Source organism: Streptomyces ruber (assembly GCF_014648075.1).
Lineage (GTDB): Bacteria > Actinomycetota > Actinomycetes > Streptomycetales > Streptomycetaceae > Streptomyces > Streptomyces ruber.
In genome coordinates this window covers 31,839-49,295 of the sequence record NZ_BMQK01000006.1, presented here as the reverse complement: position 1 = coordinate 49,295, position 17,457 = coordinate 31,839, and the positions used below count along the sequence as shown (strand labels likewise).

At 74.8% G+C, this 17,457-nt stretch carries 16 protein-coding genes; 11 read left to right on the top strand and 5 right to left on the bottom strand.

Annotation, left to right across the window (positions count from 1 at the left end):
• Positions 1–82 precede the first annotated feature (82 nt).
• Positions 83–1,309, bottom strand: a complete 1,227-nt coding sequence (locus tag IEZ04_RS15755) for a glycosyltransferase (RefSeq protein WP_189217708.1) — start codon at positions 1,307–1,309, stop codon at positions 83–85.
• Positions 1,310–1,570: 261 nt separating this feature from the next.
• Here IEZ04_RS15755 and IEZ04_RS15750 point away from each other — a divergent pair, with 261 nt between their 5' ends.
• From IEZ04_RS15750 to IEZ04_RS15730, 5 genes are all read left to right on the top strand, one after another.
• On the top strand, positions 1,571–1,858 hold the full coding sequence (locus IEZ04_RS15750; RefSeq protein ID WP_189217495.1) for a hypothetical protein: 288 nt from the start codon (positions 1,571–1,573) through the stop codon (positions 1,856–1,858).
• Between the two features lie 190 nt (positions 1,859–2,048).
• Positions 2,049–3,134: an S-(hydroxymethyl)mycothiol dehydrogenase gene (locus IEZ04_RS15745; protein WP_189217494.1), complete on the top strand. Its 1,086-nt coding sequence runs from the start codon at positions 2,049–2,051 to the stop codon at positions 3,132–3,134.
• The gene (locus IEZ04_RS15740) at positions 3,131–3,763 is read left to right on the top strand and encodes an MBL fold metallo-hydrolase (RefSeq protein ID WP_189217493.1); all 633 of its coding nucleotides are present in this window, start codon (positions 3,131–3,133) and stop codon (positions 3,761–3,763) included. Before IEZ04_RS15745 ends, IEZ04_RS15740 begins: the two co-directional genes overlap by 4 nt.
• A gap of 130 nt (positions 3,764–3,893) precedes the next feature.
• Complete coding sequence (locus IEZ04_RS15735) at positions 3,894–4,808, top strand: SDR family oxidoreductase (RefSeq protein ID WP_189217492.1); 915 nt, start codon at positions 3,894–3,896, stop codon at positions 4,806–4,808.
• Between the two features lie 80 nt (positions 4,809–4,888).
• Positions 4,889–5,686, top strand: a complete 798-nt coding sequence (locus IEZ04_RS15730) for an SDR family NAD(P)-dependent oxidoreductase (protein ID WP_189217491.1) — start codon at positions 4,889–4,891, stop codon at positions 5,684–5,686.
• Positions 5,687–5,696: 10 nt separating this feature from the next.
• Here the strand turns inward: IEZ04_RS15730 and IEZ04_RS15725 are convergent, their stop codons facing one another.
• Genes IEZ04_RS15725 through IEZ04_RS15710 form a run of 4 tightly spaced genes read right to left on the bottom strand, consistent with a single transcriptional unit; the run spans position 5,697 to position 10,739 of the window.
• A complete protein-coding gene (locus IEZ04_RS15725; RefSeq protein ID WP_229821058.1) occupies positions 5,697–7,391 on the bottom strand; it encodes an ABC transporter ATP-binding protein in 1,695 nt (564 codons plus the stop codon).
• On the bottom strand, positions 7,388–8,233 hold the full coding sequence (locus IEZ04_RS15720) for an ABC transporter permease (protein WP_189217489.1): 846 nt from the start codon (positions 8,231–8,233) through the stop codon (positions 7,388–7,390). The genes IEZ04_RS15725 and IEZ04_RS15720 overlap by 4 nt, the downstream gene beginning before the upstream one ends.
• Positions 8,230–9,201, bottom strand: coding sequence for an ABC transporter permease (locus tag IEZ04_RS15715; protein WP_189217488.1), 972 nt, complete (start codon positions 9,199–9,201; stop codon positions 8,230–8,232). Before IEZ04_RS15715 ends, IEZ04_RS15720 begins: the two co-directional genes overlap by 4 nt.
• A complete protein-coding gene (locus IEZ04_RS15710) occupies positions 9,186–10,739 on the bottom strand; it encodes an ABC transporter substrate-binding protein (RefSeq protein ID WP_189217487.1) in 1,554 nt (517 codons plus the stop codon). Before IEZ04_RS15710 ends, IEZ04_RS15715 begins: the two co-directional genes overlap by 16 nt.
• A gap of 341 nt (positions 10,740–11,080) precedes the next feature.
• Here IEZ04_RS15710 and IEZ04_RS15705 point away from each other — a divergent pair, with 341 nt between their 5' ends.
• From IEZ04_RS15705 to IEZ04_RS15680, 6 genes are all read left to right on the top strand, one after another.
• Positions 11,081–12,094: a TauD/TfdA family dioxygenase gene (locus IEZ04_RS15705; protein ID WP_189217486.1), complete on the top strand. Its 1,014-nt coding sequence runs from the start codon at positions 11,081–11,083 to the stop codon at positions 12,092–12,094.
• Complete coding sequence (locus tag IEZ04_RS15700) at positions 12,091–13,125, top strand: ornithine cyclodeaminase family protein (protein ID WP_189217485.1); 1,035 nt, start codon at positions 12,091–12,093, stop codon at positions 13,123–13,125. Before IEZ04_RS15705 ends, IEZ04_RS15700 begins: the two co-directional genes overlap by 4 nt.
• Positions 13,116–14,498: a type III PLP-dependent enzyme domain-containing protein gene (locus IEZ04_RS15695; RefSeq protein WP_189217484.1), complete on the top strand. Its 1,383-nt coding sequence runs from the start codon at positions 13,116–13,118 to the stop codon at positions 14,496–14,498. The genes IEZ04_RS15700 and IEZ04_RS15695 overlap by 10 nt, the downstream gene beginning before the upstream one ends.
• Positions 14,499–14,530: 32 nt before the next feature.
• Positions 14,531–15,586, top strand: a complete 1,056-nt coding sequence (locus IEZ04_RS15690) for a cysteine synthase family protein (RefSeq protein WP_189217483.1) — start codon at positions 14,531–14,533, stop codon at positions 15,584–15,586.
• Positions 15,583–17,037, top strand: coding sequence for an MATE family efflux transporter (locus IEZ04_RS15685; protein WP_189217482.1), 1,455 nt, complete (start codon positions 15,583–15,585; stop codon positions 17,035–17,037). Before IEZ04_RS15690 ends, IEZ04_RS15685 begins: the two co-directional genes overlap by 4 nt.
• Positions 17,038–17,116: 79 nt before the next feature.
• A complete protein-coding gene (locus tag IEZ04_RS15680) occupies positions 17,117–17,299 on the top strand; it encodes a hypothetical protein (protein ID WP_189217481.1) in 183 nt (60 codons plus the stop codon).
• Positions 17,300–17,457: the final 158 nt, after the last annotated feature.

Below are 17,457 nucleotides of genomic sequence, written 5' to 3'. Positions count from 1 at the left end.
GAGATATCGAACGCAGTTCGCAGGTTCGGCCAGAAGATAGGAGCTGTGACCGGTCGCGTCAACGCTTCTGTCATCACTTCCGTCACACGACGCGTTCCACCGCGTGCAGGACGGGCGCCACTCCGTCCTCCGCGCGCAGGCGCTCTGCCAGCCGGTGGGCGTGCCGTGCGTGGCACGAGTCGCCGGTCGCCCGCCGCAGCGCCTCCGCCAGCGCCCGGGTGGTCAGCCCGCGCAGGGGCACGGCCCGTGGCGCGACGCCGAGCGCGGTCAGCCGGGCGGCCCAGAAGTTCTCGTCGAACTGGACCGGTACGGGCACGGCCGGCACCCCGGCCCGCAACCCGGCCGCGGTCGTGCCCGCGCCCGCGTGGTGCACCACCGCGGCCATGTGCGGGAACAGCAGGGAGTGCGGCACCTCGCCGATGGTCAGCATGTCGTCGCCGGCGGCGGACAGCCCGCCCCAGCCGCGCTGGATCACCCCGCGCAGCCCGGCCGCGCGCAGTGCGCGGACGACCTGTTCGCTCAGCCGCCCGGCGTCGGGCACGGTGGCGCTGCCCAGGCCCACGAAGACCGGGGGCGCCCCGGCTTCGAGGAAGTCCCGTACCTCGCCGGGGAGTCCGCCCTCCCGGTCGTACGGCCACCAGTAGCCGGTCACGTGCAGGCCGGTCCGCCAGTCGCCGGGGCGGGGCACCACCAGCGGGCTGAACCCGTGGTACACGGGCCAGCTCTGCCGGTCGCGCGCCCTGATCCCGGTGCCGGTTCCGGCGGGCGGCAGGCCGAGCTCCAGCCGCAGGCCGCGGACCGCCCGGTCGAAGAGCCGTTCGTTCAGCAGGTTCGCCCCGCGGGCCGACACCCGGTTCGCCACCGGACCCCAGGACCGGGAGCCGATCATGGGCGGGGCGAACTCCCGGGTGGGGGTGGTCGGTTGCAGGTAGACGCCCATGCTGGGCAGCGCCAGCCCCTCGGCGAGGGCGTGGCCGAGCGGGGCCAGCGGGGCCGACACCAGCAGGACGTCCGCGCGGCGGGCGGCGGTCACGAGATCGTCCGTCATCCGCTCGACCAGGGCGCGGGCCATCCGCGCCAGCCGGATCAGCTTCCCGGCGCCGCTGCTGCTGCGGTGCAGGGCGCGGCCGCGCTCCGAGTGCAGTTCCTCGCGCGGATCCACGGGCAGCGCGTGGAACCGCACCCCCGAGCCCGAGACCAGAGGGGTGAAACGCTCGTGGGTGACGAGGGTGACCTCGTGCCCGGCCCGAGCCAGTCCGTGTCCCAGACCGGTGTACGGGGCCACGTCACCGCGGGAGCCTGCCGTCATGATCGCTACGCGCACCCGGGTCAGTATGGTGCCGTTCGCGCGAGGGGACCCTGCCTGACGAGCGGTGTGCGCGAAGACGCCCGGAGATGAGCGCAAAGGCGTGCTCGGTGACCGTGAATGTCTGTCCGGTGTCCGGTCCGGAGCGGCTGGTGTGCGGTTGACTTCGGGGACGCGACGGGGTCGTCCCGGGCGCGCCCGGGACGTGCGCCTGACGGGTGACGGGGGCGTGACCGGCCGGAGGACGGCGCCGTTGCTCCGTGCATGACTTCAACACGACGTATGGTCGCCGCCGTCGGTCTGGCCGCCTCGATCGCGGGCCTGACCGTACCGGCGGCACACGCGATCGACGCGGGAGACGCGGCCGGGCTCGCCCCGGTCGCGCTGCTCGACACGCTGACGGTCGCCAAGCTGCCCGCCGAGTACCGGAACGTCATTCCGCTGCCCTCCTCCCAGGTGCAGGGCCTTGACCGGCTGAACGACCTCGGCCAGCTGCAACAGCTGGTGGCCCCGGCCGCCCCGCTCCTGGGACTGGTCCCGGCGTTCGGCTGATCCCGGCGGCCGCTCACGTCCGCCGCGCCCCGTCCCGTGCCCCCGGTCCGTCCGGGGGCACGGGCCTGTCCGGGGCCGGGTGCCGCCGGGCGGCCGATCGTGCTGTCCCGCGCCGGTGCCACTGATCCGTTCCCGATCAGTGGCGCGTAGGGTCTGTGCAGCGGATATCTCACGAACGGAAGGGTTCGCCATGGCGCAGCAGGTACGCGGCGTGATCGCCCCCGGCAAGAACGAACCGGTACGGATCGAGACCATCGTCATCCCCGATCCCGGGCCGGGCGAGGCCGTGGTGAAGGTGCAGACGTGCGGTGTGTGCCACACCGACCTGCACTACAAGCAGGGCGGCATCACCGACGACTACCCCTTCCTGCTCGGCCACGAGGCCGCGGGCGTCGTGGAGTCGGTCGGCGAGGGCGTCACCGAGGTCGCACCCGGCGACTTCGTCGTCCTCAACTGGCGTGCCGTGTGCGGCGAGTGCCGTGCGTGTCGGCGCGGCCGGCCCTGGTACTGCTTCGCCACGCACAACGCGGAGCAGAAGATGACCCTCACCGACGGCACCGAGCTCACCCCCGCCCTCGGTATCGGCGCCTTCGCGGAGAAGACCCTCGTCGCGGCCGGCCAGTGCACCAAGGTCGACCCGGAGGCGAGCCCGGCCGCGGCCGGACTGCTCGGCTGCGGTGTCATGGCCGGCATCGGCGCCGCCATCAACACGGGCGGCGTGACCCGCGGTGACAGCGTCGCCGTCATCGGCTGCGGCGGAGTCGGCGACGCGGCCGTCGCCGGGTCCCTGCTGGCCGGCGCCGGCAAGATCATCGCCGTGGACATCGACGACCGGAAGCTCGCCAAGGCCAAGGAGATGGGGGCCACGCACACGGTCAACTCCCGGGAGAAGGACCCGGTCGAGGCGATCCGCGAACTGACCGGCGGCTTCGGCGCCGACGTCGTCATCGAGGCGGTCGGCCGCCCGGAGACGTACGAACAGGCCTTCTACGCCCGCGACCTGGCGGGCACGGTCGTTCTGGTCGGCGTGCCCACCCCGGAGATGAAGATCGAACTGCCGCTCGCGGAGGTCTTCGGACGCGGTGGGGCCCTGAAGTCCTCCTGGTACGGCGACTGCCTGCCGAGCCGGGACTTCCCGATGCTGATCGACCTCTACCGCCAGGGCCGTCTCGACCTGGACGCGTTCGTCACCGAGACCATCCAGCTGGACCAGGTGGAGCAGGCGTTCGAGCGGATGCACCACGGGGACGTGCTGCGTTCGGTGGTGGTCCTGTGAGCACCGCGCGCGTGGACCACCTGGTCACCTCCGGGCAGTTCAGCCTGGACGGCGGCACCTGGGAGGTCGACAACAACGTGTGGATCGTCGGCGACGACGAGACGGCGGTCGTCATCGACGCCGCCCACGACGCCGACGCGATCGCCGCGGCCGTGGGCGACCGGCGACTGCTGGCCATCGTGTGCACGCACGCCCACAACGACCACATCGACGCCGCCCCCGCCCTCGCCGAGCGCACCGGCGCCCGGATCTGGCTGCACCCGGACGACGCGCCCCTGTGGCGGCAGACCCACCCCGACCGCGAGCCCGACCAGTGGCTGGCCGACGGCCAGGTCATCGAGACGGCCGGCACCGATCTGACCGTGCTGCACACCCCGGGCCACGCCCCGGGCGCGGTCTGCCTGTACGCGCCCGGACTGGGTACCGTCTTCACCGGCGACACCCTGTTCCAGGGCGGGCCGGGCGCCACCGGACGGTCGTTCTCGCACTTCCCGACGATCATCGACTCGATCCGGGACCGGCTGCTCACGCTGCCGCCCGAGACGGTCGTCCGCACGGGACACGGCGACTCGACCACGATCGGCGACGAGGCACCCCACCTCGACGAGTGGATCGCGCGCGGTCACTGAGACGCGTCGGAGCCTCCGTCCCCGTCCGGAAAACACGACAGAAGGTGTCCTGCTTCCACGGCACCCTCCTGGGAAGAGGCGCCGGCGCACGGCCGGTGTCTCCCTCAGGTTAAGGAGAGGTGCGTCGAACATGTCAGGACCGTTGGACGGAAAGGTCGCGCTGGTCGCCGGGGCCACGCGCGGGGCGGGTCGCGGGATCGCGGTGGAGCTCGGTGCGGCCGGTGCCACGGTGTACGTCACCGGCCGCAGCACGCGGGGGCGGCGCTCGGAGTACGGCCGGCCCGAGACGATCGAGGACACCGCCGACCTGGTCACGGCGGCGGGCGGCCACGGCATCGCCGTACCCGCCGACCACCTGGAACCGGAGCAGGTGCGCGCGCTCGTGGCCCGGATCGCGGACGAGCAGGGCCGGCTGGACGTCCTGGTCAACGACATCTGGGGCGGCGAACTCCTCTTCGAGTGGGACGCCCCCGTCTGGGAGCACGACCTCGACAAGGGGCTGCGGCTGCTGCGGCTCGCCGTCGACACCCACGCGATCACCAGCCACCACGCACTGCCCCTGCTGCTGCGGCGCCCCGGCGGCCTGGTCGTGGAGATGACCGACGGAACCGCCGAGTACAACCGGGACAACTACCGCCTCTCCTTCTTCTACGACCTCGCCAAGTCGTCCGTGCTGCGCATGGCCTTCGCGCTCGGACACGAACTCGGTCCGCGCGGCGCGACCGCCGTGGCGCTGACCCCGGGCTGGATGCGCTCGGAGATCATGCTCGACGAGTACGGCGTCACGGAGGACACCTGGCGGGACGCGCTCACGAAGGTCCCGCACTTCTGCATCTCCGAGACCCCGCGGTTCACCGGCCGCGCCGTGGCCGCCCTGGCCGCCGACCCCGGCGTCGCCCGCTTCAACGGCGCCTCCCTCTCCAGCGGCGGTCTCGCCCGGGAGTACGGCTTCACCGACCTGGACGGCAGCCGCCCGGACGCCTGGCGGTACATCGTCGAGGTGCAGGACGCCGGGAAGCCGGCGGACGCGACGGGGTACCGCTGAGCCCGTACCGGTGGTACTGATCGTCCGGCGGGTACGTCCTGCCGTACGGCAGGCGAACGGGTGACGGACGAGGGGGTTCGGTGCGACGCTTCGACGGTTACGGCGTGTTCGTCACGGGGGCGGCCCGCGGCATCGGCGCCGCCACCGCGCGGCGGCTGGCCCAGGAGGGGGCCCGGGTGCTCGTCACCGACGTGGACGCGGAGGCGGCGGAGAAGACGGCGGCCGGACTGCGCGAGGAGGGCCTCGCGGCACGGGCGTACGGGTGCGACGTCGGCGACCGGCGGTCGGTGGAGGCCGCCGTCGCACACGCCGTGGACGCCTTCGGCTCGCTCGACGTCCTGGTCAACAACGCCTACGGCTGCTCGCCCGACGCGCCGCTCTTCGAGGACGAGCCGGACGAGACGTGGGCCCGCGACCTCGACCTCACCCTGACCGGCGCCTACCGCTGCTGCCGTGCGGCGCTGCCGCACCTGGTGGCCTCCGGACGCGGCGCGATCGTCGGCATCGGTTCCGTGAACGGCATCCAGGACTTCGGCAACCACGCCTACAGCGCGGCGAAGGCGGGGCTGATGTCGCTGACCCGCACCCTCGCCGGGCACGCGGGGCCGCGTGGCGTCCGGGTGAATCTGGTCGCCCCCGGCACCGTGCGCAGCGGCGCGTGGGCGGGCCGCGACGACGACCTCGAAGCGGCCGCCACGGTGTACCCGCTCGGGCGCGTGGGCGAGCCGGAGGACATCGCGGCGGCGGTCGCGTTCCTCGCCTCGCGGGACGCCGCCTGGATCACGGGCACGACGCTGACGGTGGACGGCGGGGTGCTGGCCGTGAACACCGGGTTCCGGCAGGCGGTGGGGGAGTGGTCGCAGCAGCGGGGCCGGTAGCGGCCGGCCGCTACCGCCCGGTGACGGCACGGGACAGCAGGGCCGCCGTCGCCGGGTGGGCCGGGGCCGTGAACACGTCCGCCGTACGGCCCGACTCGACCACGCGGCCCGCGTCGAGGACGGTGACGGTGTCCGTGCGGTCGGCGACGAGCGGGAGGTCGTGGCTGATCAGGACCAGGGCCGGACCGTGCCGGGCCCGCAGGCCGCCGAGCAGGTCCATGATCGCCTCCGCGGTGCCCCCGTCGAGCGCGGAGGTGATCTCGTCGCAGATCAGCACGTCGGGTTCGGCGGCGAGCGCCCGGGCGACGGCGACGCGCTGACGCTGGCCGCCGGACAGCTCGTGGGGGTAGCGGCCGGCGTACTCGGGGTCCAGCCCCACCTGTTCGAGCAGTTCCGTCACCCGGGCGGGCACCTGGCGGGCGGGCCGGCGACGGTGCAGCCGCAGCGGGCGGCCGACCGTGTCACCCACGGTGCGGCTGGGGTTGAGGGCGCCGAGCGGGTTCTGCGTGACGAGCTGGACACGGCGCCGCTGCTCGCGCGCCCGGCCGCGCGGCCCCGGGCGCAGCGGGACGCCGTCGAGGGCGATGCTGCCCGCGGTGACCGCCTGGAGCCCGACGACGACCCGGGCGAGGGTCGTCTTGCCGCAGCCGGACGCGCCGACGACACCCACCGCCGTACCGGGGGCGACGGCGAGACCGACATCGCGCAGCACGGGCGCCGCGCCGCGCCCGAACGTCACGGAGACGTCCCGTACGGCCAGCAGAGGCACACCGGTGGTATTGGCGGTATCGGAGGTACCGGTCGTACTGGCGGTGCTGGTCTTACTAGCGGTACCGGCTGTACCAGCGGCACCGGAAGCACCCGCCGTATCGAACGTATCGGTCGTATCGGCAGCAGCGGCAGTACCAGCCATACCGTCGGCACCGGTCGCACCGGTCGCCCCGGCCCCCGGAGGGGCGGGCGGGCGGCCGGCGGCCGTGACGGGCCGGTGCGGGACGGCGGCTCCCAGGCGCACCACGTCGTCCGCGATCCGGCCGACCAGCCCGGCGTCGTGGCAGGAGAACGCGATCGCCAGCCGGTGCTCGCGCGCCAGGTGCTGCAGCAGGTCGCCGATCTCGTCCCGCAGCCCGGGATGCAGTCCGGCGGTGGGCTCGTCGAGAAGGAGCACGTCGGGGCGCCGGGCGAGGGCGCGCGCCAGCGCCACCCGCCGTTGCTGTCCGCCGGAGAGCGCGCCGGGCCGCCGTCCGGAGAGCCGGGCGCCGTCCGGGAGCCGTACCTCGTCCAGGAGGGCCACCGGGTCGGTGCTCCGGTCGGCGGCGAGTTCGCGGACGAGGGAGTCCACGCGCATCCACGGGTTGAGACCCGAGGCGGGGTCCTGGCCGACGTGGGCGAGGCGGTCGCGGCGCAGGGCGCGCAACTCGCGCTGGGGCAGGGCGAGCACGTCGTGCCCGAGGACCTCGACGTGTCCCGCGGTGCGCGCGGTGCCGGGCGGCAGCAGCCCGGTGAGGGCGCGCAGCAGGGTCGTCTTGCCCGAGCCTGACGGTCCGGTGAGGGCGACGAGCCGGCCCGGACGCAGGGTCAGCCCCGCCTCCCGGACCAGGTGCCGTCCGGCGGCGGAGGTGACGGTGAGGCCGGTGACCCGGGCCGCGGGCGCGTCCGGCAGCCCGGTCGTCCAGTCCCGGTCCCGGCCGGGCCGGTGGCTCACCGCGCGGTCACCGCCTCCCGGCCGGTCCGCGGCGCGAGGGCGGCGGCCGCGAGGTTGACACTCATCGCGAGCAGCCCGATGGCGGCGCTCGGTGCGAGAACGGCCCACGGGTCGAGGAGGATGCCCGCGCCGTTCTCCCGGATCATCAGCGCCCAGTCCGCGGCGGGGGGCTGCGGACCGACCTGGAGGAAACCGGCGGTCGCGACGACGTACACGGCGGCGACGAACCGCAGTCCGAACAGGGCGAGCAGGGTGGCCCGCAGATTGGGCAGCACGTCCCGGACGACCAGGTGCCACAGCCGCTCCCCGCCGGCCGCCGCCGCCTCGACGTACCCCGATGCGGCGACCGGGGCGGCGGCCGAGACGGCGAGCCGCACCGCGTAGGGCACGCCGAGCCCGACGGCCGCGGCGATCACGGCGAGCCGGCCGCCGTCCGGCCAGGAGAGGGTGACCAGCAGGATGCCGAGCACGGCGGGCAGCAGCATCAGCAGGTCCGCCGTGCGTTCCACGAGCCGTCCGACCGCCGGACGCAGCGCGCCCACCGCGCCGAGCACCGCCGCGCCACCGGTCACCAGCAGGGCCACCACCAGCGAGGACACGACGAGTTCACGGCCTCCCGCGAGCAGTCTGCTGAGGACGTCCCGGCCGAGCTGGTCCCCGCCGAGCGGGGTGCCCGCGCCGGGCGGCGCGTAGGGCCCGGTCACCGGGGTGTCCACCGGGTGCGGCGTGAGCCAGGGGCCGGCGAGGGCGAGGCAGACGAGCAGCAGCGCGGGCAGGACGCGCACGGCGGTGGCCGTCCGCCGCCGACGCGCCGACGCGCCGGGGCGCGCCCGCGCCGTCATCGGCGGCCCCCGGTCATGAGGTCCCGTACGAGGTCGGCCAGGAGCAGCACCACGGTGATGACCGCGCCCGCCAGGGCGGTGACCCCGGCGACCACGGGCCCGTCGCGGTCGGTGACCGCCGAGGCCAGCACCGAACCGGCGCCGGGACAGTTGAAGACGGTCTCCACCACGACCGCACCGCCCAGCAGCATGCCGGTCGAGGTGGCGAGGCCCGTCGCGATCGCGGGCAGCGCGCCCGGCAGCACGTGCCGCAGCAGCACCCGGTGCGGGGAGAGACCGTCGAGGACCGCCGTCTCGACGTGCGGGGCGCGTGCCGCGTCGGCGAGCGCGGCGCGCACGATCCGGATGTTCCAGCCGGTCTGCGGGACCGTCAGCGCCAGTACGGGCAGCACCAGCATGCGCCAGGACGCGGGCGAGCCGTCGGCGCCGGTCGCCGTGGTGGCGGGCAGCCAGCCGGTCCACAGCGACAGCACCAGGACCAGCGCCACGGCCACCACGAACTCGGGCAGCGCCAGCACCGCGGTCGCCGTGCCGGACACCGTACGGTCCAGGGCGCGGCCCGGGCGCAGCGCGGCCCGGCAGCCGAGCGCCAGGGACAGCACGGCGGTCAGCAGCAGCGCCAGACCGCCCAGCAGCAGTGTGTTGGGGAAGGGACCGGAGAGCAGGGAGGTGACCGGCTCGCCCCCGGCGGAGGTGCCGAGGTTCCCGGCGGGCAGTCCGGTCATCCAGTGCCGAAAGCGCTCCGCGAGCGGCCGGTCGAGGCCCAGCAGGGCACGCCGCCGGGCCAGGTCGGCGGCGCCCTCGCCGCGCTCGGCCGTGGCGCTCGCCGCGTCCCCCGGCAGCAGCTCGACGGTGACGAAGACCAGCGCGAGCAGCGCCGCGAGGAGAGCGGCCCGCTTCAGCAGCAGGGCGCCGAGCCGGGCGAGCGCCGGCGCCACGGCCCCGCCGGGGATCAGCGGGCCAGCCATGCCCTCTCCAGCTGCACCCGTCCGTACCCGGGCAGCTCGGGCAGGCCGTGTACCGCGGGGGTGGCCAGGTCGATGCCGTCGGCCATGCCCCACAGCAGGTAGCCGGAGCGGTCGTGCTCGATTCGCTGCAGCTCGTGCAGCGCCTGCCGGCGCCGGGCCGCGTCCGCGGTGCCGACGGCCTTCTCGTACGCCGTGTCGAAGGCGGCGTCCCGCCAGCCGGCCTCGTTGGTGGTGCTGCCGGAGACCATGGTCCGGCCGGCGAGGAAGACGACGGAGTCGTTGGTGCCCCAGTAGGTGGTGTACAGGTCGCCCTTGAGCCAGGTGCGGTCCCAGAAGGCCGCCGACTCCTCCTTGACCACCTCGACCCTCACCCCCGCCTCGCGGACCTGGGTGGCGAACAGCGTCGCGGACTCGGCGAGCCCGGCGATGTCCTCGGTGGTGGAGAGCCGGTAGGTCCTGGAGGTGTCGAACTCCGCCTCTTCCAGCAGCTTCCCGGCCCTTTCGAGGTCACGCGGGCGCTGCGGGAGGTCCCGGGCGTACGCCGGGTCGCCGGTGCCCAGGATGTCGTTGGCGACCGTGCCGTAACCGGAGAGCACCTGCTTCACCATGGCCTCGCGGTCCACGGCCAGCCGCAGTGCCTCGCGGACCCTGCGGTCGGCGAACGGCCCGTCGGCGGCACGCATCACGATCGGCATCGCCATGTCGTCGGGGCGGCGCACGACGCGGACGTCCTCGCGGGTCCCGGCGGTACGGGCCGCCACCGCCCCGGCGTTGGAGGCGAGGTCGATCTGGCCGGACAGCAGGGCGCCCGCCATCGCCTGGGGGCTGGTGAAGATCCGCACCTCGATCGCGTCCAGGTGCACCGTGCCGCCGTACCAGTCGTCGTTGCGCACCAGCCGGGCGTTCCCGCCGCGGAACCAGTCGAGTCTGAACGGGCCGGTGCCGGGCGCCGTCGCGATCGCCTTGTCACCGGTCCCCTCGGGGACGACGAAGGTGGTGAGCCGGGTCAGCAGCGGGAGTTCGGCGTTGGGGCGGTCGGAGACGATCACGACGGTGCGGAGGCCGTCGGCGGTGATGTTCCGGGCCCGGATGCCGGGCAGCCGGGACGCGCCGGACGGGGTGCCGCGCAGCCGGCGCAGCGAGAAGACGACGTCGGCGGCGGTGACCGGCCTGCCGTCGTGGAACCTCGCGCCCTCGGCGAGTCCGAACCGCCAGGTCCGCAGGTCGTCGGAGGACTCCCAGGAGCGGGCGAGCCGCGGCTCGGTGTTCCGCTTCCGGCCGGGCACGGTCAGGGTGTCGTGGACGAGGCTGATGACGAGGTAGTCGCTCTCGTTGGTCTGCGTGCCGTGCGGGTCGCGGGTGACGGCGCCCGCCCGGCCGAGCGCGCCCACCCGCAGGGTGCCGCCGGCCCTCGGCCCGCCGTCGCCCGGCGCGGGGGAGGCGGACGGTTCACCGTCCCCGCCGCCGCACGAGGTGAGCAGCGTCGCGGCGCCCAGCCCGCCACCGGTCCACAGCAGTTGACGCCTCGACAGGTCCATTACGTCCTCGCTTCACGGGGCTTCACGGGGCTTCACGGCTTCACGGAGCTTCATGGGGCTTCACGGGCGGCGCACGGTCGCGGGTGTGTCTTAGGTTTGCCTACCCTCGTCTCCACATGCCCGCAAGGGGTTGATCTAGGGGGGATTGCGGCCTTACCGAAGCCTTACTTAGGTATGCCTTGCCTGCCCGTTGAGGGGTGTCTATGGTTCCGGTTGACCCCCCGAAACCTTCCCGCCCGTGTGGCCTGCGCCGATGTTCCGCCCGGCGGCCACGGGACCGAACCGCCCTGCCCCGACGGCGGCAGGACCATGCCTTCGCCCGCTACGGAATGGTTGCGCCCATGGAACTGGGAGCCGCCCCCGCGCGTGCGCTCGATCAGCGCACGACGAGGGAGCTCACGACCACCGCCCGCACGCTCCTCACCGACCACGACCACGAGCACGCTCACGAACACGACGACCCGGCCGCGCACCGGGAGCTGCTGTCCGCCGTGCGCCGCGCCGCCCCCGCGCTCAGCGACCGGACGCACCACGCCTGCCGCCCGGTCGACACCCGGGACGGTCTGTACGTCCTCAAGGGCCTGCCCGTCGACGACACCGCCCTCGGCCCCACCCCCGGCCACTGGTCGGCCGCCGGTGCCGCCGGCGCGCTCCACGACGTCGTCCTCCTGCTGCTGTCGGCCCTCATGGGAGCGCCCCTGGCCTGGGAGGGCCAGCAGGACGGGCGCTTCGTCCACAACATCGTCCCCTCGCCCGGGCACGAGCGGGCCCAGACCGGCGCCAGCAGCGCCACCCTCCTCAGCCCGCACACCGAGGACGCCTTCCACCCGGACCGCGCCCACCTGCTCGTCCTCGGCTGTCTGCGCAACCACGACCGGGTGGCCACCACCGCGGCCAGCGTCCGCCGTGCCCGGCTGGCCGACGCCGACGTCGAGCTGCTGTCGCGCCCGCTGCTGCCGATCCTCCCGGACGCCGCGTACACCGGGGCCCGCGCCCACGCGGGCGAGCCGCCCGCCGTAGCCACCCTGTGGCGCACCGCGGACGGCCCGCGACTGCGCTACGACCCGGCGTACACCCCGCTGCACCGGGCCGCCCCCGCGCACCGGGCGGCCTACCGGCGGCTGGCGGACGAACTGGCCCGGGTGTCCGTGGCGGTGCCCCTGGCCCCGGGTGACGTCCTCGTCCTCGACAACGACCTGGTCGTCCACGGGCGCGTGCCCTTCCGGGCCCGCTACGACGGCACCGACCGCTGGCTGAAGAGAACCTCCGTCCGCGTACCGGGCCGCCGGACGCGCCCCGCCGCCGAACGGCACGAACACGGCTACGGACAGCGGACGGTGGAGGCCCTCGCATGACGGCACACGGCACGCACGGCACACCCGCCCCGGACGGCCCCGACGACAGCAGCCTGTGCGTCCTCTCCACCGCCGACCTCGCGGACATCGTCATCACCCCGGCCGAGGTGATCGCCGTCGTGGAACAGGCATACCGGGCCCTCGCCGACGGCCGGTCCGACAACCCCCGCAAACTCAAGTCCGAACCCGGCGACGGCCACTCCGTCGCCTACGCCATGCTCGGCCGCGACGGCGCCCGGCAGATCGTCGCCGTGAAGACCTCGTACAAGCACGGACTGCGCGAGGAGCGCGAGAGGCAGCACTACTACACGACCCTGACCCTCTACGACGACGTCACGGGACTGCCCCTCGCGATGATGGACTGCGGCCGGATCGGCGCGCTGCGCACCCCGGCGGCCGCCGCCCTCCTCGCCCGTGAACTGGCCGCCCCCGGGGCCCGCACCGCCCTCGTCATCGGCACCGGCACCCAGGGACGGCTCGCGCTCCCCTTCCTGCTCACGGCGGTCCCGGGCCTGGAACGGCTGCTGCTCTACGGCACCCGCCCCGACGGCGTACGGGCCGTGCGCGAACAGCTGCGCACCCACTTCCCCGACCGCGACGCGGAGGTCCTCGACGGCCTCGGCGCCCTGGACGCGGCGGCCGGGGACGCCGACGTCGTCCTCGCCGCCGCGGGGCCGCACACACCGGCCGCCGTCACCGCCGACCGGCTGAGGCCCGGCGCCCTGTCGGTCCTCACCGGTCACGGCCTCGCCCCCTCCGCGCTGCACCGCGCCGACCGCGTCGTCGCCACCAGCGCTGCGCAGATGCGGGTCACGGGGACGGACATGGCCGACGGCAGCGGCACCCTGCGGGCCGCCGACGCCGAGTTCCCCGAGGTCCTCGCGGGGCGGGCCGCAGGCCGCACCGGCGCCGGGCAGCGGGTCTTCGCGTACAACAGCGGCCTGGTGGTCACCGACATCGCCCTCGGCCACCGGTTCGCGCAACTGGCCCTGGACCGGGGGCTGGGAACGCGGGTGCCGCTGTGGCGGTGAACGGCCCCGCGGGCGGGCCGGTGCTGCCGGCCCACCCCGATCCGTGGCTGGAGAGGGTGCTGCGCGGCGGACTGCCGCACGAGCTGGCGTACGCCTTCGGCGGGCCGTACCACCTGCTGCTGCCCGGCCGCTTCGACGGCAACGCCGCCGCGTTCCGGGCGGCCCTCACCGAGGCGGGCGTCGCCGGGCAGGTGTACTACGCGAAGAAGGCCAACAAGGCGGCCGTCTGGATCGAACGGTGCGCGGCGAACGGCATCGGCGTCGACGTGGCGAGCGCCGGCGAGCTGCGCGAGACGCTCGGGCACGGGGTGCGCGGCGAGCACATCGTCGTCACCGGCCCCGCCAAGGACGGCGACCTGCTGCGCGTGGCCGTGCTCCAGGGGTGCCTCGTCACCGTCGACGCCCTCGACGAACTGGAGCGGCTCCTCGCCCGCGCGGACGCGGGAGGGGCGTCACCACCCGCCCGCGTGCTGCTGCGCCGGCTGCCCCCGGGACAGCCGCACAGCAGGTTCGGCCTCGACGGCGCGGAGCTGGAGGCCGCGCTGCGGCGCTGCCGGGACGCGGGGGACGCCGTGCGGATGGAGGGGTTCTCCTTCCACCTGTCCGGCTACGACGTGGCGCCGCGTGCCGAACTGGCCCACGAGCTGGTCGGCATGTGCCTGGGCGCCCGGGCCGCGGGCCACCCGGCGGACCGGATCGACATCGGCGGCGGATTCCCCGTCGACTACGTGTCCGCGGCGGACTGGGACCGGTTCACCCGCACCCAGGGCCCGCACGACTACCACGCGGGGAGGTCCTTCACCACCGCCGACTTCTACCCGTACCACGCGCCGGCCGCCGGAGCCCGGGCGCTGCGCGCCGTCCTCGCCGCGCGCCCGGCGGCCGGCGGTCCGTCCCTCGCCGGCCGGCTGCGCGGGGCCGGCGTGCGGCTGCTGCTGGAGCCGGGCCGCGCGCTGCTGGACCGGGCCGGCTGCACGGTCTTCCGCGTCCAGGGCGTCAAGGAACGCGACGGGTACGGGATGCTCACGGTGAACGGGAGCAGTCTGAGCCTGTCGGAGCAGTGGTTCGGCAGCGAGTACCTGCCGGACCCGGTGCTGCTGCCCGAGCGGCCCGAACGCCCCGGCGGCGAAACTCCGTACCGGGCCTGCGTCGGCGGCGCCACCTGCCTGGAGCAGGACCTGCTCACCTGGCGCAGGATCGTGTTCCCGCACCGGCCCCGCCCCGGTGACCTGCTGGTCTACCCCAACACCGCCGGATACCAGATGGACTCCAACGAGTCGCCCTTCCACGACCTGCCGCTGCCGCCGAAGGCCGTGGTCGAGGAGGCGCGCGGACGCGTCCGCTGGCGCCTCGACCGCCGTACGCCCTGCTGACCGACCGCACCCACACGCCCCTGGAGCCCGTCATGCGCGAGGCGTTCACGCGTCCGGCCGTCGTCGGCCGCGTCTCGGACCTCATCGGCTGCACCCCGCTGTTCGAGCTGTGCCGCACCGGCGACGACAGCCGGCTGCTGCTGAAACTGGAGCAGTTCAACCCCACCGGCAGCGCGAAGATACGCATGGCGCGCCAGATGGTCCTCGCCGCCGAGGAGAGCGGACGGCTGCGTCCGGGCGGCCGGATCGTCGAGTCGACCTCCGGCAACACCGGCCTCGGCCTCGCCGTCGTCGCCGCCGAACGCGGCTACGCCTTCACCGCCGTCGTCGACCGCCACGCCTGCGCCGACAAGCTGCGCGGCATGAAGGCCCTCGGCGCCGAGCTGGTGTACGTCGCGGACGAGGGCGACGGGAACGACGGAGCGCTCGCCACCGCCGCCCGGGAGGAACTCGCCGAGCGGCTGGCCCGCGACCACGCCGGCGCCGTCTTCACCGAACAGCACAACAACCCCGCCAACGCCGTCGGTTACCACCCCGTCGCCCGGGAACTGGACGCCGCCCTCGACGGCCGGATCGACGTGCTCCTCGGCGCCGTCGGCACCGGCGGCGGCCTGTGCGGCACCGGGGGCGCGCTGCGCCGCACCGTGCCCGGCGTGCGCATCGTCGGCGTGGAACCCAAGGGCTCCATCGCCTTCGGCGGCCCCGCGCACGACTACCACCAGTCCGGCACCGGCACCCCCGAGGGCGCCCCGATCGGCGCGCTCGTCGACTTCGGGCTGATCGACGAGGGCGTGAAGGTCGGCGACGTCGAGGCGTTCGCCACCGCCCGCGCGCTCGCCCGCCGCACCGGACTGCTGATCGGCGGCTCCGCGGGCGGGGTGGTGCACGAGGCGCTGCACCGGATGGCGTCCCCCCGGACCGCGCCCGGAACCACTATGGTCGCGCTGCTCAACGACGGCGGGGAGAAATACCTGGACACCGTCTTCGACGACGACTGGATGCGTGCGCGCGACCTCGTCGACCCCGCGGCCGAACGCGAGGTGGCCGAGCTGCTGACCGCGCTCCGTGACACCGAGAGCCCCATATGACCCGTACCCCCGCCACACCCCCCACAGGTGCCTGGCGCACCCTCCGCCACGACAGCCGCGCCCTCGCCACGCTGGCCGTACCGCTCGCCCTGACCCAGCTCGCCCAGGTCGCCCTGACCACCACCGACACGGTGGTGATGGGCCTGATGGGCGCCGAGGCCCTCGCGGCGGGCGGCCTCGCCCTGGTGATCTTCAATCAGCTGCGCACCATGGGCGTCGGCATGGTCACCGCCGTCGGCAACCAGGTGGCCGCCGCGGCCGCCCGCGCCGAGTCCGCCGGTACGGACGCGGCGCGCGAGGAGGCGGGCGAAGAGGTGCGCGCGCTCGTGCGCGCCTCCCTCGCGCTCGCCACGCTGGCCGGTGGAGCGGGCGCCGTCGCCATGGTGCTGCTGGGGCACCTGGTGGGCCTGCTCGGCCAGGACGCCCACGTCGTCGCGGCGGCCCGGCCGCTCCTGCACGCCCTCGCGCCCGGCCTCGTGCCCTGCCTGTGGTTCCAGGCCGTACGCCAGTTCACCGTCGGCATGCGCCGCCCACGGGCGCTGCTGCGCATCACCCTCGCCTCCGTCGTCGCCAACGCCGCCCTCGACTGGGGCCTCGTCCACGGCACCTGGATCCTGCCCGAACTCGGCCTGCCCGGCATCGGCGTGGCCACCTCACTGGTGCACCTGCTGTCCTTCCTCGCCCTGTACGCCTCGGCCCGGCGCGACGAGCGGCTCGCCCCGCTGCTGGACCTCCGCGCGTGGCGTACCCGCGCCGCCACGCTGCGCCGCCTCACCGCCCTCGGCACGCCCATCGCCGCGACCTACGGCTCCGAGGCGGGTTTCTTCCTCGTGGTCGCGCTGGTCGCCGGCACCTTCGGCGAGGCCGCCCTCGCCGCGCACACCGCCGTCAACAGCTGCGTGTACGTCGTCCTCCAGGTCGCCGTCGGCCTCTCCCACGCCGCGTCCCTCCACGTCAGCCGCGCCCTCGCGCTCGGCGCGACGGACTCCGCCCGGCGTGTCCGCACCACCGCGCTGGCCTGCGCGGCGGCGGTGACGGCGGTCGTCGGCGCGGTGTACGTCCTGGCGCCCGGCCTCGTACTGCGCCCCTTCCTCGACCCGGCCGAGCACACGGCCACCGCGGTCGCCACGGACCTGCTCCTGGTGGCGGCCGTGCTCCAGTTCTTCGACTGCGCGCAGAACATCGGCGTCGGCCTGCTGCGCGGCCTCGACGACACCAGGGGCGGCTTCCACGTCACCCTCGTCGGATACTGGCTCGTGGGCCTGCCCGCCGCCTGGCTGTTCGCCCGCCGCGCGGACCTCGGCCCGACCGGCGTCTGGCTCGGCCTGCTGACCGGCCTCGCCGCCACCGCGCTGCTGCTCCTGCGCCGGTACGGACGAGGTCTCGCCCGCCGCGCGGCCGGTCCGTTCCCCGGGGCGCACGGATCCGTAGTGACGGAACACACAGAGTGACCAGCTTCACGGTCCGTAATGTCGGAAGCGGTGCATTTACTCACATCAACTTCACGTCGGGCACCGTAGGCTTCACGACATGTCCACCACTGTCGAGGGCGTCCGGGAAAGGACACAGAGAACAGCGGCCGAGGTCAACGAGGAGATCCGGGCCCTGTGGTTCCGCAGCGGCGGAACGCTGAACAGTCAGCAGCGACGCGAGTACCAGCGGCTCGTCATGGAGTGGGCGGCAGCCTCGCCCGGCCCCGGGGACGCGGACTAGGCGGCGCCCGCCGGCGCCGCCGGCGCGGACGTTAATCTACCTTCGCGCCGCCCCGTACCGGATGGCGCACGGCGGTGGGGCCCGCCGTACCCAACCGCGACCGCGCCGACGCGGTGGTCGCCGACGGTCCCTGCCTGTCCTCCCGCGCGCCCGCGCGG

Excerpts from the sequence above, each read along its gene's own strand:
- IEZ04_RS15755 (WP_189217708.1), bottom strand. The coding sequence starts at position 1,309 with ATGACGGCAGGCTCCCGCGGTGACGTGGCCCCGTACACCGGTCTGGGA.
- IEZ04_RS15715 (WP_189217488.1), bottom strand. The coding sequence starts at position 9,201 with ATGGCTGGCCCGCTGATCCCCGGCGGGGCCGTGGCGCCGGCGCTCGCC.
- IEZ04_RS15710 (WP_189217487.1), bottom strand. The coding sequence starts at position 10,739 with ATGGACCTGTCGAGGCGTCAACTGCTGTGGACCGGTGGCGGGCTGGGC.
- IEZ04_RS15720 (WP_189217489.1), bottom strand. The coding sequence starts at position 8,233 with ATGACGGCGCGGGCGCGCCCCGGCGCGTCGGCGCGTCGGCGGCGGACG.
- IEZ04_RS15690 (WP_189217483.1), top strand. The coding sequence starts at position 14,531 with ATGCGCGAGGCGTTCACGCGTCCGGCCGTCGTCGGCCGCGTCTCGGAC.
- IEZ04_RS15745 (WP_189217494.1), top strand. The coding sequence starts at position 2,049 with ATGGCGCAGCAGGTACGCGGCGTGATCGCCCCCGGCAAGAACGAACCG.
- IEZ04_RS15735 (WP_189217492.1), top strand. The coding sequence starts at position 3,894 with ATGTCAGGACCGTTGGACGGAAAGGTCGCGCTGGTCGCCGGGGCCACG.
- IEZ04_RS15750 (WP_189217495.1), top strand. The coding sequence starts at position 1,571 with ATGACTTCAACACGACGTATGGTCGCCGCCGTCGGTCTGGCCGCCTCG.
- IEZ04_RS15685 (WP_189217482.1), top strand. The coding sequence starts at position 15,583 with ATGACCCGTACCCCCGCCACACCCCCCACAGGTGCCTGGCGCACCCTC.
- IEZ04_RS15705 (WP_189217486.1), top strand. The coding sequence starts at position 11,081 with ATGGAACTGGGAGCCGCCCCCGCGCGTGCGCTCGATCAGCGCACGACG.
- IEZ04_RS15680 (WP_189217481.1), top strand. The coding sequence starts at position 17,117 with ATGTCCACCACTGTCGAGGGCGTCCGGGAAAGGACACAGAGAACAGCG.
- IEZ04_RS15700 (WP_189217485.1), top strand. The coding sequence starts at position 12,091 with ATGACGGCACACGGCACGCACGGCACACCCGCCCCGGACGGCCCCGAC.